Source organism: Variovorax sp. H27-G14, from assembly GCF_046156345.1.
Lineage (GTDB): Bacteria > Pseudomonadota > Gammaproteobacteria > Burkholderiales > Burkholderiaceae_C > Variovorax.
On sequence record NZ_JAYLVN010000001.1, the window covers coordinates 486,059 to 503,512 of the forward strand.

Sequence of the window (17,454 nt, forward strand, 5' to 3'; positions counted from 1 at the left end):
CATGGCGCAGTTCTTCATCGACCGACCCATCTTCGCTTGGGTGCTCTCCATCGTCGTCATGCTCGCGGGGCTGATGGCCATTCGCACGCTGCCGCTGGAGCAGTACCCCGACATCGCGCCGCCGCGCGTGTCCATCAACGCCACCTACACCGGGGCCTCCGCCAAGACGGTGGAAGACTCGGTCACCCAGGTCATCGAGCAACAGCTCAAGGGGCTGGACAACCTGCTGTACATGCAGTCGACCAGCAACTCGTCGGGCGTGGCGCGGCTCTCGCTCACCTTCAATGCGGGCACCAGCATCGACGTGGCGCAGATGCAGGTGCAGAACAAGCTGCAGCAGGCCATGTCGCGCCTGCCGCAGCAGGTGCAGAGCCGCGGCGTCACCGTCACCAAGGGCGGCAACGACTTTCTGATGATCGTGTCGATGTACTCCGGCGACGGCAGCGCCTCGGCGGTGGACGTGGGCGACTACATCTCCAGCAACCTGGTGGACGTGATCAGCCGCATCGACGGCGTGGGCGAGGTGCAGACACTGGGCACCGGCTACGCCATGCGCCTGTGGCTCGACCCCGACAAGCTGCGCAAGTACGCGCTGATGCCCTCGGACGTCAACAGCGCCATCACCGCGCAGAACGCGCAGGTCTCGGCCGGCCAGCTGGGCGCGCTGCCGGCCAACGCGCAGCAGCAGCTCACCGCCACCATCACGGCGCGCAGCAAGCTCACCACCGCCGAGCAGTTCGAGAACGTGGTGCTGCGCGTGACGCCCGACGGCGCCGTGGTGCGCCTGAAAGACGTGGCACGCGTGGAGCTGGGCGCCGAGAACCTCACGGTGCGCTCGCAGCTCAGCGGCCGGCCCGGTGCCGGCCTGGGCGTGGTGCTGGCCGACGGCGCCAACGCGGTGCAGGTGGCCGAGGCGGTGAAGGCCAAGGTGGCCGAGCTGCAGCCGCTCTTTCCCAACCAGTTGCAGACCTTCGTGAGCTACGACACCACGCCTTTCGTGAGCGCCTCCATCGACGAGGTGGTCAAGGCGCTGCTGGAGGCCATGCTGCTCGTGGTGCTGGTGATGTACGTGTTTTTGCAGAACATGCGCGCCACGCTCATTCCGGCCATTGCGGTGCCGGTGGTGCTGCTGGGCACCTTCGGCGTGCTCTCCATCGCGGGCTACTCCATCAACACGCTCACCATGTTCGGCATGGTGCTGGCCATCGGCCTGCTGGTGGACGACGCCATCGTGGTGGTGGAGAACGTGGAACGCGTGATGCACGAGGAAGGCCTCTCGCCCAAGGAGGCCACGCGCAAGTCGATGGCCGAGATCACGCCCGCACTCGTCGGCATTGCGCTGGTGCTGTCGGCGGTGTTTATTCCCATGGCGTTCTTCGGCGGCTCGACCGGTGTCATCTACCGGCAGTTTTCGATCACCATCGTCTCGGCCATGGCGCTGTCGGTGTTCGTGGCGCTCACGCTCACGCCGGCGCTGTGCGCCACCTTGCTCAAGCCGGTGCGCAAGGGTGAACATGCGACGCCGCGCCGCGGCCTGCTGGGCCGGGTGGACCGCTTCTTCGCGGGCTTCAACCGCGGCTTCGACAAGGGCGCCGACCGCTACGAAGGCATCGTGGGCGGCATCGTGCGGCGCGGCAAGCGCAGCATGGTGGTGTACCTGCTGATTGCGGGTGTGATGGCGCTGCTGTTCATGCGCCTGCCCACCTCGTTCCTGCCCGACGAAGACCAGGCCTTTCTGCAGGTGCAGGTGACCCTGCCGCCGGGCGCGTCGAACGCGCGGCTGCAGCCGGTGGTCGAGCAGGTGCAGCAGTACTTCAGCAAACAGCCCGAGGTGCTGAGCGTGAACGTGATCACCGGGCAGAACGGCGACCAGAGCTCGGCGCGCGCCTTCGTCAAGCTCAAGGACTGGGCCGAGCGCACCGGCACGGGCCAGTCGGCGGCGGAGCTGTCGCGGCGTGCCAACAAGGACCTGTCGGCCGTGCGCGACGCGCGCATCTTCGTGCTGCTGCCGCCGGCGGTGCGCGGGCTGGGCGCCAACGCGGGCTTCAACTTTCACCTGAAGGACATCAACGGCCTGGGCCACGACGCGCTGGTGAAGGCGCGCGACCTGACCATCGAGCTGCTGGGCCAGCGGCCCGAAGTGCGCAATGTGCGCAGCAACAACCTGGACGACACGCCCGAGTTCGCGGTCGACATCGACGACGCACGCGCCGGCGCGCTGAGCCTGGCCACGTCGGACATCGACAGCACGCTCTCCAGCGCGATGGGCGGCACCTACATCAACGACTTTCTGGACAAGGGCCGCGTGAAGCGCGTGTACATGCAGGGCGACACCGACTTCCGCATGCTGCCCGCCGACATCGACCGCTGGAGCGTGCGCAACAGCCTGGGGCAGATGGTGCCGTTTCCGGCGTTCTCGGGCTCGCGCTGGAGCTACGGCTCGCCGCAGCTGCAGCGCTACAACGGCAGCCCGAGCTACGAGTTCGTGGGCGATGCGGCACCGGGCGTGAGCTCGGGCGACGCCATGGCCGCGGTCGACGAGGTGATGAAGCAGATGCCGCCGGGCATCGGCTACGAATGGACCGGCGCGTCTTACCAGGAGCGCCTGTCGGGCGCGCAGGCGCCAATGCTTTATGCCATTTCGATCCTGTTCGTGTTCCTGTGCCTGGCCGCGCTGTACGAGAGCTGGTCGGTGCCGTTCTCGGTGATTCTGGTGGTGCCGCTGGGCATCGTGGGGGCGCTGCTGTTCACCAGCTTCCGGGGGCTGAGCAACGACGTGTACTTTCAGGTCGGTCTGCTGACCACGGTGGGGCTGTCGTCGAAAAACGCGATTCTGATCGTCGAGTTCGCCAAGCAGTTGCAGGAGCAGGGCAAGGGCGTGGTCGAGGCGACGCTGCAGGCGGTGCGGCTGCGGCTGCGGCCCATCCTCATGACCTCGCTGGCCTTCGGCTTCGGCGTGCTGCCGCTGGCGCTGGGCACCGGCGCGGGCGCGGGCGGGCGCCAGTCGATCGGCACGGCCGTGCTGGGCGGCATGGTGGTGGGCACTGCCCTGGGCATCTTCTTCGTGCCGTTGTTCTTCGCGTTGATTCGCGGCTGGCTGGAGGGGCGGCGCAAGGCCAGGCCCGCGCCGGACGCGTTGCCCGGCACGACCGCCGAGCAGGGAGGCCACTGATGAAGCGCGCTTTTCCGATGCGCTCGGCTGCGCTGGCGGCCTTTGCTTGCGCGGCGCTGGCGGGCTGCGTCAACCTTGCGCCTGAGTACACGGCACCCGCATCGCCGGTGCCGCAGACCCTGCCCGCCTCCGGTGTCGAAGCATCGACGCCGCTCGACGTCGGCTGGCGCAGCTTCTTCGTCGAGCCCCGGCTGCAGGGCACCATCGAACTGGCGCTGGCCAACAACCGCGATCTGCGCGTGGCGGCGCTCAACATCGAGCGCGCACGGGCCCAGTACGGCATTGCGCGCGCCGGCCTGTTCCCCACGGTGGAGGCAGGCGCCGGCGGCAGCCGCTCGCGCACGCCGGGCAGCCTGTCGAACAGCGGCGAGGCGCGCATTGCATCGCAGTACAGCGCCGACCTGGGCCTGACGAGCTACGAGCTCGACCTGTTCGGCCGCGTGCGCAACCTGAGCGAGGCGGCGCTGCAGAGCTACTTTCAGACCGAGGCCACGCAGCGCAGCACGCAGATCAGCCTGGTCGCCGCAGTAGCCACAGCCTGGCTGCAGCTGGCGGCCGATGAACAGCGCCTGCAGCTCGCGCGCGACACGCTGGACAGCCAGCGCAAGTCCTTCGACCTGGTCGAGCGCAGCCACCGGCTGGGCGCGCAGTCGGGCCTGGCGCTGGCGCAGGCACAGAGCACGGTGGACGCCGCACGCGCCGACGCGGCGGCCTTCGACAGCCAGGTGGAGCAGGACCGCAACGCGCTCGCGCTGCTGGTGGGCGCCACGCCGCCAGCGGAGCTGCTTCCTGCGGTGCCTGCATCGCCCGGCTCGGACACGGCGCCACCGCCCGCAGCCGCCCAGCTGCTGGTGCCGCCGCCCGACCTGCCCTCCAGCGTGCTGCAGCAGCGCCCCGACGTGCTGGCCGCCGAGCACGCCCTGCGCGCAAGCAACGCCGACATCGGCGCCGCGCGCGCCGCGTTCTTTCCGCGCATTGCGCTCACCGCGTCGGCTGGCACGGCCAGCAGCACGCTGTCGGGCCTGTTCACGAGCGGCAGCAAGGCCTGGAGCTTTGCGCCGTCGGTGAGCGTGCCGATCTTCGACGGCGGCGCCAACCGCGCCAACCTGCAGGTGGCGCAGGCGCAGCAGAAGATCCAGATCGCCACCTACGAGAAAGCGTTGCAGACGGCGTTCCGTGAAGTGGCCGATGCGCTGGCCGAACGCCGCACGCTGGCCGAGCGGCTGGCCGCGCAGCGTTCGCTGCTGGACGCCACGTCGCGCAGCTTTGCACTGTCGCAGTCGCTGTTTCGCAGCGGCGCGAGCAACTACCTCGACGTGCTCGACGCGCAGCGCGCCTTCTACGCGGCGCAGCAGACGCTGATCGGCCTGCAGCTCACCGAGCAGACCAACCGGCTGTCGATCTACAAGGCGCTGGGCGGGGGCTGGAAGGAAAGTTAGGCGGTGGGAGCGGCGGCTGCGGAAGCCGCCGCGTCCGCGGCAGGTGCGGGGCGCAGCAGCCAACGCACTTCCTGCGTCTGCTCGCTGGTCGGGTAGCGCGACTCCATGGTCGCCAGAATGGGCTGCGCCATGTCGGCGCGGCCCAGGCCCTGCACCAGCGCGCGGGCGGCCAGCTCGTAGGCCTGCGGAATGGCCTCGTGGCCGCGAAAGCGCTTGTCGAAACCCGACAGCAACGCCAGCGTGCCATGCGCGTCGCCGCCGCGCCATTCGGCGCGCGCCATGGCAATCACCATGGCCGCATCGTCGAGCGCGAAGGCCTTGTCCTTTTCCTTGCACAGCTTGAACACCTTGAGCGCCTCCGACGACAGGTCGCGGCGCATCAGCAGCGGAATGAAGCGCTTCGCATGGTCGAGCATGGTGGCCAGCTTGTCGGGCATGAGCGCCAGCACGCGGTGGTAGCGGCGCTGCGCGGCCAGCTCGTCCGACGCGGCGGTGCGCTGCGCCTCGTAGGCAATGCCCAGCGCGGCGGCCAGGTCGCCTTCGGTGATGCACTGCCCCACCTCGGCGTCGGTGCGCTGCGCGGCGATCTGCTCGGGCGTGCGGCGGTCCATCGGGCCGCCGCCGTCGATCTCGCTGCCCGCCGCCGCGTCGAAGCCGAAGGCCTCGTGGTGCTGGAACATCACGTAGCCCAGCAGGCTGGCCATCACCCAGCCGAAGTAGATGAAGGCGAAGTTGGCAATCGGCAGCACGATGCGCCCGTCGAACATCGGCAGCACCAGCGACAGCGCCACCTGCGCGCCCGTGCTCAACAAAAACAGAAAGAAGCACAGCAGCGCGTATGGCCAGCCGATGGTGCGCATCGTTTCCATCACGTAGCCGGGGTTCATGGCCTGGAAGAAGCTGCCCGACTGCACCAGCACGATCACCGCGGCCGGGAAGGTGAACGACATCACGAACAAGCCGACCGTGCCCAGAATGGGCGCGTAGTAAGCAAGCCAGCCGATCAGCAGCGCCTGCACCAGCGAGATGGCGAACAGCTTCCAAGGCAGGTAGGTCAGCTCGCCGCTCGAATCGCGGCCGAAGTCGGCCGAGTCGCGAATGCCGCGCGCACCCAGCGCAATGATCTTGAAGCCGTAGCGGCTGGCCGCCAGCATGATGCCTATCTCGATGACGATCAGCGCCACGGCGTCAGGCAGGAAGAACATCCCCTCGAACAACAGGCTGCAGAACGACAGCACCAGCCCGTAGGCCAGCGGGCGCAGCTGCAGCGGAAAGGCGAAGAAGCTGTTCAGGCGGTGCCAGAACGGCGGGGGCGCCGAGGCAGGTGAAAGCGAATCCCGGGTGGCGAGCATGGCGGCGCCTGCTTTCTGTAAAGGCTTACTTGCGGAAGAAATCGCTCTGGCTCATGGCACCGCGCCCGCCCAGGCGCACCACGGTGCTGTCCTCGGCGTGCACCAGGCGCATCTGGCCGAGCTCGCGCTCCACGCGCTGGGTGAAGCTGGTCTTCAGCTGCACGGCGGAGTCGCCCAGCTTCATCACGCTGGTGCCCTGCACCCGGGCGCTCTTGCGGTCGGGGGCAATTTCGATGGCGTCGAGGTGGTAGTCGTATTCCATCGACAGGATGCCGTCCGAGTGCTCGCCGATGATCTGAAACGTCTCGAAGGTCTTGTGGACGCCAAGGCAGGCGCTGTCGCGGTCATGGGTGGTTTCCTCGGCGCGGCCCATCACCGTGGTCTTGCTCTCGATCACCACCTTGCGGCTGAGCTGCTTGCACAGCTTGTCGGCGTCTCGCGCGGCAATGGCGCGCGCCTGCGTCTGGTAGAAGTCGCGCACCATCGGCTCGTCCAGCTTGCGGCCGCCGATAAAAAAATACCAGGCGCCCACGCAGAGCGCCAGAACGATCGCAATTTGCTTCATTTCTTCCCCGCCCGCGCTGTGCGCCCCTCTTGTTTTGCGGCGCAGTATACGTTCACAAATGTTTCCGGCAGGGCTTCTGCGGCGTGAATCCGACCGGCGGGAACGGCCGTATATCAGGCATGCGCACCGATGCCCGACAATTCGCGGATGACTGCACCCAGCCCCGACGCCGAACTGATGGCGCTGATCGACAGGATCGGCCATCGCGACGAAGCCGCCCTGCGCCAGCTCTACGACCGCACCTCCCCCAAGCTCATGGGCCTGGCGATGCGCGTTGTACGGCAACGCGAATGGGCCGAGGACGTAATTCAGGAAGCCTTTCTCACGGTCTGGCGAGTCGCCGGGGACTACCGGGCCTCGCTCAGTCCGCCGCTGGCCTGGCTGGGGTTGATCGTGCGCAGCCGGGCACTCGACTTGTTGCGCCGGCGCACCGCCGACCGGGCGCAGCTGACACAGGAATTCGACGAGCTCATGGCCGACCAGATGGAGTCGGATGCGCCCAACCCCATCGATACGGCCGACGCCAGCGAGCAGGCCTGGGCCTTGCATCAGTGCCTGGCACAGCTGGACGGCAAGCAGCGCGAAGTGGTCAGCCTGGCCTACCTGCGCGAAATGAGCCACGGCGAACTGGCCGAGCAGCTCAAGCTGCCGCTGGGCACCGTGAAGACATGGATCCGGCGCGGGCTGGAGAAATTGCGCGTCTGCATGGGACGTTTTGCCTGAGGGCGATGAGGAAGACAGGCCACCCATGAAACTCACTGCCCACCCCGAACTGCTAGAGATACTTGCCGCCAGCCACGCGCTCGGCACCCTGCGCGGCGGCGCCCGGCGCCGCTTCGAAGCCATGGCGCGCGAACAGGCGCCGGTGCGCGCCGCGGCGCTGGTCTGGCAAGGCCGGCTCTCCAGCATGACCGAGCTGCAAGCCTCGGTGGTGCCCGACCCCGCCGTGTGGACCCGCATCCGCAACATGATCGACGCCGAGCAGGCCAAGGTCGCCATCGAACACCAGCGCGACGCGGCCAATGCCCGCGACGCCGCCAAGCCCCAGCCCACCGGCTGGCTGCGCAGCCTCACGCTGTGGCGCGGCGCCACCGCCGCCGGCGCGCTGGCCACCGTGCTGGCCGTGGTGGTCGGCCTCAACCTGCGCGACCAACTGCTGAACGCCCCCACGGTGCAGTACGTGGCCGTGCTGTCCGACGACCAGGCCGCCGCCTCGATGCTGGTGACGTTCGACCCGAAGAAAAAGCAGCTGTCGCTGCAGCGCGTGGGCAGCTACAAGGAAGGCGACGACAAGTCGCTGCAGCTGTGGGCCCTGGCCCCCGGCGCCGCGCCGCGCTCGCTGGGCGTGATGGACAAGGCCCCGGCCCTGCGCCTGGCCGCCGCCGAGTCCGAGGTGCATGCCGTGCCCACGCTGGCCGTGACGCTAGAAGCCAGGGGCGGCGTGCCCGCGGGCAGCGGCCCCAAGGGCCCGGTGGTGTTCAAGGGCGCGCTCATCGAGAAGACCATCTAGGCTTGCAACCGGTCACCGGTGTTCCGGTGACCGCGTGGTAGAAACCCGTTTTGCCTTCCGCCCTTCCGGTGTTTCCGGTCCTTCCGCTCTTTCCAATGCCTTCGATGAAAACCGCGCTCGCTGCGGTCGTGCTGCTCACCGCGGCGCTTGCCGCCAACGCGCAGTCCGCCTCCTCTTCGTTCTTCCCTCAGGAAACCGAAACGGCCGCGGCCGACGCCTCGGCCACGCGCGACTACCTGGCCGCCAAGGAGCGCTGGCACAACGAGCTTGCCGCCTTCGCCCGCGCCGACCAGGAGCGCTTTCCGGGCCCCGGCGGCGTTGTGTTCGTCGGCAGTTCCACCGTGCGCATGTGGACACGTCTGGCGCAAGACTTTCCGCGCGTGCCCGGCGGCGTGGTCAACCGCGGCTTTGGCGGCTCCACGCTGAACGACTGCAGCCTGTTCGCGCGCGACCTCGTGGTGCGCTACAAGCCGCGCCAGGTGGTGGTGTATGCGGGCGACAACGACCTGGCCGAAGGCCGTACGCCGCTGCAGGTGCTCGACAGCTTCGCGCGGCTGGCCAACGCGGTGCGCGCCGAGCTGCCCGACACCCGCATCAGCTTTGTGTCGGTCAAGCCCAGCCCGTCGCGCGAGCAGCTCATGCCGCAGATCCGCGAAACCAATCACGTGATTTCGGCCTACCTGAACCTGCTGCCCAACAGCGAGTTCATCGACGTCTACACGCCGATGCTCGGCGCCGACGGCCGGCCGCGCCCTGAGCTGTTCCGCGGCGACAAGCTGCACATGACGGACGAGGGCTATCGGCTGTGGCACGCGGTGATTGCGCCGCACCTGCCGAGCATCGCGCCGGGGTCGACCGCTTCGCTGCCCTGAGCGGGCTGCACAGACTGCAGGGTCCGGGCGGGCTCAGGCGAGTTCAGGCGGGTTCAGGCGCCCGCTGGCTGTGTCGGTACGTCGTCCGCCGGCGGCGGCACATCCGCCCCGCGCGTGAAGCGCGCCACAAAGTACATTCCCGCGAACACCGCCGCCAGCAGCAGCCCGTCGCCCCACCAGGGCCGCGCGGTCTGGCTGTCGCCGTAGAACACCAGCACCAGCAGCACCGCCACCAGGTGCGCGCAGAACACCGGCAGCGACGCCGAACCCATCGCCTCCAGCCAGTGCATCCGTGGCATGCGCCGCATCAGCCAGGGCCCGAAGCGCACCGCCAGAATGCCCAGCGCCACCAGGTTCACGAGCCGCAGCGGGCCGAGCTGCCACTTGTCGAACAGCAGGTTCAGTTCCACGTCGCCGCCGAACGGCGCCTGGCCGTTGATGCCGTGGTGCCGCCAGTACAGCCCGTACAGCGCAACGCCCGCGGCCAGCACCAGCAGCCAGGCGGGAAAGCGCAGCGGCCGGGCTTGCGGCCCGCTGCGCGTGGCGCCGATGCACAGCCCCGCGAACCACAGGAACTGCCAGGCATAGGTGTTGAACGCGCCCATCTCGTGGAACGGCACCGGCATGCCCAGATAGCGCACGGTCAGCCCGTAGACCCATTCGCTGAGCCCGAACTGCGCCGCCACCCACACCGCAACGCTGGCCACCATCACCCAGGTCCAGCCGTGGCGCATGGCAAAGGCCAGCACCCATGGGCTGAGCAGCATGAAGAAGATGTACATCGGCAAGATGTCGAGCAGCGCCGGCTCGTAGATCAGCAGCAGCCCGAACAAGAAGCCGTCGCGCGGTTCAGCCAGGTAGTAGGACACCAGGTTCTTCACCGCGGGCTGGTCGATGTGCAGGCTCACCGCCGCAATCACGGTGAACAAAAACAACAGAATCGCGGCCTGGCACAGGTAGACCTTCACCACGCGCCGCCAGAAGGCCTGGCGCATCGAGTCGACACCGCGTGCGTAGCCGATGCGGCTGTACACCAGCCCCGCCACAAAGGCCGACAGCAGCACGAAGCCTTCGGCGGCCGAGACAAAACCGAACGGCTGCCCCAGCGGATCGGTCAGTCGCGTGGGCAAATGCGTGACGGTCATCAGCACGAGCATCAGCCCGCGCAAGGCGTCTATTTCCCAGTAGCGTTTCATCGGTCGGCGGCAAGGTCTTGGTGGCGGTCCGCGCGGCACACGCAAGACAGCCCGCGATTGTAAGAAGAGTGGCGTACGCCCGCCCCACCACCCGGCGACATATGACCCTTGGCACTGCCGAATTGACGTGCAAATCGGCTACGCTGCGCGCTGCCCCAAGGAGGAGTTCCCGTGACCCGTTTCGTTCCCTCATGGCTCTTTGCCGCCGGCGTGCTGCTGGCCGGCCCGAGCTTTGCACTGCAAATCACCAGTTTGAGCCCACAAGGCGAGGTGGCGCGCGTGCGCCAGATCGTCGCCAAGTTCGACCAGGCTGCCGTCAATTTCGGCGACCCCAAGGCGCCCGCGCCGCTCACGGTGAGCTGCTCCGACGCGCAGGCCGGCAAGGGCACCGCCCGCTGGACCGACGCCAAGGCCTGGGTCTACGACTTCGAGAACGACCTGCCGCCCGGCGTGCGCTGCACCGTCACCCGCGTTCCCACCTTCAAGCCCAGCGCCGGCGGCGAGCTGACCGGGCCCGAGCGCTACCAGTTCAACACCGGTGGCCCGTTCGTGCGCAACTACATGCCGGGCAGCTACAGCCGCATCGACGAGCAGCAGATGTTCATGCTCGAGCTGAACGGCGCGGCCACGCTGGACAGCGTGCGCCAGAACCTGTGGTGCGCGGCCGACGGCGTGGGCGAGCGCATTCCGGTGAAGCTGCTCGACGGCGACCAGCGCGCCGGCCTGCTGAAGGCCTTCGGGCGCGACAAGGCCGCGGAGAAAGACCCGCTGCGCTTCATCACGATGCAGTGCAACCGCACGCTGACACCCGGCGCCAAGGTGCAGGTGGTGTACGGCAAGGGCGTGGCAACGCCTTCTGGCGTGGCCAACAACGTGGAACGCCGTCTCGAATTTCAGGTCCGCGAGCCCTTTGCCGTTTCTTTCACCTGCGAACGCGAGAACGCGCAAGCCGCCTGCCTGCCGCTGCGCCCCATGCAGCTGCAGTTCAACGCACCGGTCACGCGCAAGCTGGCCGCACAGATCCAGCTCAAGGGCGACAAGACCGTCAAGGCCAAGCTCGACAACGACGGCGGCACGCAGAGCGACGACGACGTGGTCAACAGCGTGAGCTTCGAGCCGCCGCTGGCCGAGAGCACGCAATTCAGCATCGAGCTGCCCTCCAAGTTCGAAGACGCCTCGGGCCGCCCGCTGGCCTCGCCCGGCAGCTTTCCGCTGAAGGTGGCGACCGGCATGATGCCGCCGCTGGCCAAGTTTGCGGCCTCGCCCTTCGGCGTGGTCGAGCGCCTGGCCGAACCCGACACCCCGGCCATGATGCCGGTCACCGTGCGCCGCGTGGAGCCCCAGCTGATGGTGCAGGCGCTCACGCCCGGCAAGGTGAGCGACATGAACCCGAAGACCGACGCGGAAATCATCGCGTGGTTCCGCAAGGTGCGCCGCTACGACAGCTACAGCATCTCGCGCGAGCAGGCGCGCAAGGACGTGAAGGGCCCGCTGCCCCCCGTCATCGACAAGGACGACAAGACCTCGCTGCAAACGCGCATGCTGTCGCTGCTGGGTGGCCAGGCGGGCGTGAAGACGCTGGACATGCCCAAGTCGGAAGCCGGCGACCCGCGCCCGTTCGAAGTCATCGGCATTCCGCTGACCCCCGGCTTCCACGTGCTCGAAATTGCTTCGCAAAAGCTCGGTGAGGCGCTGCTGGACGAGCGCTACAACGCCGGCCGCACGATGTACGTGCGCACCAGCGCGCTGGCCACCAACCTGGCCGTGCACTTCAAGCTGGGCCGCGAGAACTCCATGGCCTGGGTCACCACGCTGGACAAGGGCAAGGTGGTGGCGGGCGCCGAAGTGCGCGTGTCCAGCTGCGACGGCAAGGCCGTGGCCACCGGCACCACCGACGCCAACGGCATCGTGATGCTCAACGGCGTGTCGCCGCAGGCGCCGTCGTGCAACGGCCCGAACGAATACGACAGCAGCGCCTGGTTCGTCAGCGCGCGCGCCAAGGACGACAAGGGCGTTGAAGACCTCGCCTTCACCTGGAGCGACTGGCAGCGCGGCATCGAGCCCTGGCGCTTCAACGTGCCCACCAACCTGCAGCCCGAGCCCGACCGCGTCGCCCACACCATCTTCGATCGCACGCTGCTGCGCGCTGGCGAAACGGTGTCGATGAAGAGCCTGATTCGCACGCAGACGAGCAAGGGCTTCGGCCTGCCCGAGAACCGCCCCGACACGCTGGTCATCACGCACACCGGCAGCGGCCAGCGCTTCACCCAGCCGCTGAACTGGCGCAAGACCGCCACCGGCGGCCTGAGCGCGGAGAACACCTTCCCCATTCCGCCCGCGGCCAAGCTCGGCGTGTACGAGGTGGTGCTGCGCACCGGCGGCGGCAAGGACGCCAACAGCGAGAACGACAACGAAGGTGACGGCGAAGAAGGCTACGCCCCCAGCTTCAGCACCGGCATGTTCCGCGTCGAGGAATTCCGCCTGCCCGTGCTCGAAGGCCGCATCTCGCCCACCGAGAAAAAGCCGCTGGTGGCCGCCACCAGCGTGCCCACCGACGTGCAGATCAACTACGTGGCCGGCGGCGGTGCCGCCAACCTGGCGGTGCGCGTGTCGGCCATGGTGCGGGGCAAGGCGCTGAGCTTTTCCGACTACGACGCCTTCAGCTTCAACCCGCCGCGCGCCACGCAGGGCGACGGCAGCGAAGCCGCCGCACCCGCGTCGGACACCAACACCGGCGAGGAAGACCTCAACAGCGTGAACGACACCCGCGTGATTGCCGACAAGCTGGCCGTCACGCTGAACAAGGACGGCGCGGGCAAGGTCACCATCGACAAGGTGCCCAAGGTGCGCTCCGCGCGCGAGCTGCTGCTGGAAGCCACGTATGCCGACCCGAACGGCGAGGTGCAGACCATCCGCAGCACGCAGACGCTGTGGCCGGCCTCCGTCATTGCCGGCATCAAGACCGAAGGCTGGGTGTCCACCAGCCAGAAGCTGAAGTTCCAGGCGCTCGCGCTCGACCTCACGGGCAAGCCCCAGGCCGGCGTGACGCTCAATGTGCGCGCCGTGGCGCGCATCACCACCACCAGCCGCAAGCGCATGGTGGGCGGCTTCTACACCTACGACAACAAGACCGAGACCAAGGACATCGGCACCGTGTGCAGCGGCAAGAGCGACTCGCGCGGCCTGCTGCTGTGCGAGTCGGAGCTGAAGGAGGCGGGCGAGGTCGAACTCATTGCCAGCGCCACCGACAGCGACGGGCGCGAAGCCAAGGCCGTGAGCTCGGTCTACGTGACCAAGCAGGGCGAGCTGTGGTTCGGCGGCGAGGACAACGACCGCATCGACGTGCTGCCCGAGAAGAAGAGCTACCAGCCCGGCGAGGTCGCCAAGTTCCAGGTGCGCAGCCCGTTCCGCTTTGCCACCGCGCTGGTGGCGGTGGAGCGCGAAGGCATCATCGAGACGCACGTGGTGCAGCTCGACGGCAAGGACCCGACCGTCACCTTGCAGGTGAAGCCCGAATGGGGCCCCAACGCCTACGTGAGCGTGCTCGCCCTGCGCGGGCGCCTGCGCGAAGTGCCGTGGTACAGCTTCTTCACCTGGGGCTTCAAGTCGCCGCGCGACTGGTGGACGGCCTTCTGGTATGAAGGCAAGGAATACGTGGCGCCCACCGCCATGGTCGACCTGAGCAAGCCCGCCTACCGCCTGGGCATGGCCGAGATCCGCGTGGGCACGCAGGCCCACCAGCTCGACGTGAAGGTCACCAGCGACAAGCCCAGCTACGCCATTCGCAGCAAGGCGCAGATCACCATCAGCGCCAAGCTGCCCGACGGCAAGCCCGCCGCCGGTGCCGAAGTGGCGCTGGCCGCGGTCGACCAGGCCCTGCTGGAGCTGATGCCCAACGACAGCTGGAACCTGCTCACCGCCATGCTGCAACGCCGCAGCTGGGGCGTGAGCACCTCCACCGCGCAGATGGAAATCGTCGGCCGGCGCCACTACGGGCGCAAGGCCGTGCCCGCGGGCGGCGGCGGCGGCAAGGGCCAGACGCGCGAACTGCTCGACACCCTGCTACTGTGGAACCCGAAGGTGGTGCTCGACGCCAACGGCCAGGCCGTGGTGACGGTGCCGCTGAACGACGCGCTCACCACCTTCAAGATCGTGGCCGTGGCCGACTCGGGCACCAGCCTGTTCGGCACCGGGCAGACCAGCATCCAGGCCACGCAAGACCTGCAGATCATCAGCGGCCTGCCGCCGCTGGTGCGCGAGGACGACCAGTTCCGCGCCCAGATCACGCTGCGCAACACCACGCAAAAGCCGATGAAGGTGGAAGCCACGCCACGCGCCACCCTGCTCACGCTGGAGCCGCAGACCGTGGACATTCCGCCCGGCGAGGCGCGTGAAGTGGCTTGGACCGTGACCGCGCCCGCGCAGCTCGCGCAAACGCGCGCCGAAGCCATCCTGTGGGAAATCGAGGCCAAGGACACGTTGGGCGGCGCACGCGATGCGCTCAAGGTGCGCCAGCGCATCGTGCCGTCTGTGCCGCTCACGGTGCAGCAGGGCACGCTGGTGCAGATCGACGGCCCCTTCACGCTCGACGTGGCACCGCCGGCAGACGCCCTGCCCGGGCGCGGCGGCCTGAAGATGTCGCTGCAACCCAGGTTGGCCGAAGGCCTGCCGGGCGTGCGCGACTGGTTCGCCAACTACCCGTTCATCTGCCTCGAGCAGAAGACCAGCAAGTCGGTGGGCCTGCGCGACGCCAAGATGTGGCAAGGCGTGCTGGCCCAGCTGCCGACCTACCTGGACAGCGACGGCCTGGCCAACTACTTCCCGCCGCGCGACGGCGAAGCCAACCGCGGCAGCGACATCCTCACGTCGTACCTGCTGGCGGCCACCCATGAAGCCGCCTCGCTCGACCCCGCCTTTGCGCTGGCCGACGACATTCGCGCGCCCATGGAGTCGGGCCTGATCGCCTTCGTCGAAGGCCGCATCACGCGCGAGTTCTGGAGCCCGCGCAAGGACCTGGACGTGCGCAAGCTCGCCGCGCTCGAAGCGCTCTCGCGCTACGGCAAGGCCAAGGGAAGCATGCTGGGCAGCATCACCATCGCGCCCAACCAGTGGCCTACCAGCGCGGTGATCGACTGGCTCAACATCCTGAAGCGCGTGAACGACGTACCGCAGCGCCAGCAGCGCCTGGACGAAGCCAACAACGTGCTGAAGGCGCGCCTGTCGTACCAGGGCACCAAGCTGATCTTCAGCACCGAGCAGGACGACTACTGGTGGTGGCTCATGACCAACGGCGACGTCAACACCGCCCGCCTGCTGCTCAGCGTGATGGACGACCCGGCCTGGAAGGACGACATCGGCAAGCTGGCCAACGGCTTCATCGGCCGCCAGCAGAACGGCGCTTGGCACACCACCACCGCCAACCTGTGGGGCGGACTGGCGCTGGAGAAATTCAGCAAGGTGTTCGAGAGCACGCCGGTGGCCGGCATCACCGCCGCCACGCTGGGCGCGGCCAAGGCGCAGGTCGACTGGAGCCGCGTCGAGCGCGTGAAGACCAGCGACGCGGCCGGCGCGCCCAACCAGGGCACCTTCTTCGGTGCGCCCGCATCGCCGGGCAACCTGAAGAACAACACGATGTTCCTGCCGTGGGCTGCATCCCCGTCTGGCGCACCGGTGCGCGACACCCTGCTGGTCACGCAGCAAGGCACCGGCAAGCCATGGCTCACGCTGCAGTCGATTGCCGCCGTGCAACTGAAGGCGCCGTTTGCCGCTGGCTATGCCATCAAGAAGACCATCAGCCCGGTCGAGCAGGCCACCCCCGGCAAGTACACGCGCGGCGACGTGCTGCGCGTGACGCTGGAGGTGAACGCCAGCGCCGACATGACCTGGGTGGTCATCAGCGACCCGATTCCGGGCGGCGCCACCATCCTGGGCGGCGGACTGGGCCGCGACTCGCAGATCGCCACGCAGGGCGAGAAGAAGAGCGGCGCCGGCGCGGCAGCCTTCGAGGAACGCAGCTTCGAGGCCTTCCGCAGCTACTACGAGTACCTGCCCAAGGGCGTGGTGAAGATGGAATACACCGTGCGGCTGAACAACGTGGGCGACTTCGCGCTGCCGCCGAGCCGCGTGGAAGCGATGTACGCACCCGAGATGTTCGGCGAGTCGCCGAACGCACGGGTGAAGGTGGAGGCGGCCAAGTAAGCCGCCGCCCCACCGATTGATCGACAGAACAAAGGGAGAACCTGCATGGGATTGGCCATCAGCGTCGGCACGCTCGCCGACTTTCTTGAAAACGACCCCGAGGGGGCCGAGTGGTTCGAAGGCGACTTCGAGATCGTGAACCAGGTGCTGGCCGCAGCCGACCTGCCGCCGCACACCGAGCCGCGCGAACTGCCGGCGCTGGATTCGCGTGCGCCGCTCGACGGCTTTCCGTATTCCTTCATTCACCACCTGCGCCGCGCCTATGCGCACAGCGTGGTGTCGCCGGGCTGGAAGGCGACGCCGGTGGCAGACGGTGTCGACCCCTCGGAAGACCCGGCCATTCAGGAGGCGCTGGACGTGGCCGAGAGCCACCTCATCTGCCACTCGGACGCCGAAGGCTTCTACGTGCCGGTCGACTTCGAGGACGTGCTGTTCTCCGAGTCCGAATCGGAAGAAGAGGAACTGACGGGCGGCATGCTGGGCTCGTCTTACCGGCTGCGCGACGAGCTGGTGCAGGTTGCGCCCGCGCTGGGCATTGCCTTGACCGACGGTGTGCTGTCGGACGAAGAGGCCGCGCGCATCGGTGCCCTGGCCGAAGAAGACGAAGGGCTGTACCGCGAGTACGCCGCGTGGCTGCTGCTGTTTGAAATGGCGCGGCTGAGCATTGCGCACAAGACGGCCATCGTTTTTTCCTGAGCGTGAAGCCCTCCCCCGCCGCACGCCACCTGGCCACCGTCACGCTGCTCGTGCGCGAGTACGACGAGGCCATTCGCTTCTTCACGCGGGCCCTGCGCTTCGAACTGGTCGAGGACACGCCGCGCGGGCCTGGCAAGCGCTGGGTGGTGGTTGCGCCGTCGCAAGGCGCCGGCAATGCAGGCGCCACATTGCTGCTGGCGAAGGCCGTGACGGACGAGCAGGAAGCCGCCGTCGGCAAGCAGGCCGGTGGCCGCGTGTTGCTGTTTCTGCACACCTCGGACTTTGCCGCCGACCATGCGCACATGGCGGCCCACGGCGTGCGCTTTCTGGAAGAGCCGCGCCATGAGCCGCATGGCACCGTGGCCGTGTTCCAGGACCTTTGCGGCAACAGGTGGGACCTGATTCAACCCCCCCCCCCCCCCCCCCCCCCCCCCCCCCCCATAGCCACGCCCCC

At 68.2% G+C, this 17,454-nt stretch carries 11 protein-coding genes; 8 read left to right on the forward strand and 3 right to left on the reverse strand.

Annotated elements, in window-relative coordinates:
- Position 1: 1 nt before the first annotated feature.
- Entirely contained in the window at positions 2-3,172 is a 3,171-nt protein-coding gene (locus tag VLK31_RS02305) for an efflux RND transporter permease subunit (RefSeq protein ID WP_409166750.1), read from the forward strand.
- The gene (locus tag VLK31_RS02310; protein WP_409166751.1) at positions 3,172-4,611 is read left to right on the forward strand and encodes an efflux transporter outer membrane subunit; all 1,440 of its coding nucleotides are present in this window, start codon (positions 3,172-3,174) and stop codon (positions 4,609-4,611) included. The genes VLK31_RS02305 and VLK31_RS02310 overlap by 1 nt, the downstream gene beginning before the upstream one ends.
- Here the strand turns inward: VLK31_RS02310 and VLK31_RS02315 are convergent.
- Both VLK31_RS02315 and VLK31_RS02320 read right to left on the reverse strand, forming a co-directional pair.
- Positions 4,608-5,963 carry a hypothetical protein gene (locus tag VLK31_RS02315; RefSeq protein ID WP_409166752.1) on the reverse strand — a complete coding sequence of 452 codons (1,356 nt, stop codon included), beginning with the start codon at positions 5,961-5,963 and terminating at the stop codon, positions 4,608-4,610. The genes VLK31_RS02310 and VLK31_RS02315 overlap by 4 nt on opposite strands.
- Before the next feature lie 25 nt (positions 5,964-5,988).
- Positions 5,989-6,528: a hypothetical protein gene (locus VLK31_RS02320; RefSeq protein WP_409166753.1), complete on the reverse strand. Its 540-nt coding sequence runs from the start codon at positions 6,526-6,528 to the stop codon at positions 5,989-5,991.
- 129 nt (positions 6,529-6,657) lie between these two features.
- Here VLK31_RS02320 and VLK31_RS02325 point away from each other — a divergent pair, with 129 nt between their 5' ends.
- The 3 genes from VLK31_RS02325 to VLK31_RS02335 all read left to right on the forward strand — a co-directional run bounded on the left by VLK31_RS02325 (position 6,658) and on the right by VLK31_RS02335 (position 8,910).
- Positions 6,658-7,251, forward strand: coding sequence for an RNA polymerase sigma factor (locus VLK31_RS02325; RefSeq protein ID WP_409166754.1), 594 nt, complete (start codon positions 6,658-6,660; stop codon positions 7,249-7,251).
- Between the two features lie 25 nt (positions 7,252-7,276).
- Positions 7,277-8,038, forward strand: a complete 762-nt coding sequence (locus VLK31_RS02330; RefSeq protein WP_409166755.1) for an anti-sigma factor domain-containing protein — start codon at positions 7,277-7,279, stop codon at positions 8,036-8,038.
- Between the two features lie 104 nt (positions 8,039-8,142).
- On the forward strand, positions 8,143-8,910 hold the full coding sequence (locus tag VLK31_RS02335) for an SGNH/GDSL hydrolase family protein (protein WP_409166756.1): 768 nt from the start codon (positions 8,143-8,145) through the stop codon (positions 8,908-8,910).
- A gap of 53 nt (positions 8,911-8,963) precedes the next feature.
- On the opposite strand, the gene opgC is transcribed toward VLK31_RS02335, so the two are convergent.
- Positions 8,964-10,106 carry an OpgC domain-containing protein gene (gene opgC / locus VLK31_RS02340; RefSeq protein WP_409166757.1) on the reverse strand — a complete coding sequence of 381 codons (1,143 nt, stop codon included), beginning with the start codon at positions 10,104-10,106 and terminating at the stop codon, positions 8,964-8,966.
- A 171-nt stretch (positions 10,107-10,277) separates the two neighbouring features.
- Here opgC and VLK31_RS02345 point away from each other — a divergent pair, with 171 nt between their 5' ends.
- The 3 genes from VLK31_RS02345 to VLK31_RS02355 form a co-directional block, all read left to right on the forward strand.
- A complete protein-coding gene (locus VLK31_RS02345) occupies positions 10,278-16,304 on the forward strand; it encodes an alpha-2-macroglobulin family protein (protein ID WP_409166758.1) in 6,027 nt (2,008 codons plus the stop codon).
- 45 nt (positions 16,305-16,349) lie between these two features.
- Positions 16,350-17,000: a hypothetical protein gene (locus VLK31_RS02350; RefSeq protein ID WP_409166759.1), complete on the forward strand. Its 651-nt coding sequence runs from the start codon at positions 16,350-16,352 to the stop codon at positions 16,998-17,000.
- A 2-nt stretch (positions 17,001-17,002) separates the two neighbouring features.
- Positions 17,003-17,454 (forward strand): VOC family protein (locus VLK31_RS02355; RefSeq protein ID WP_409166760.1); only part of this gene is annotated, 452 nt, incomplete at its 3' end.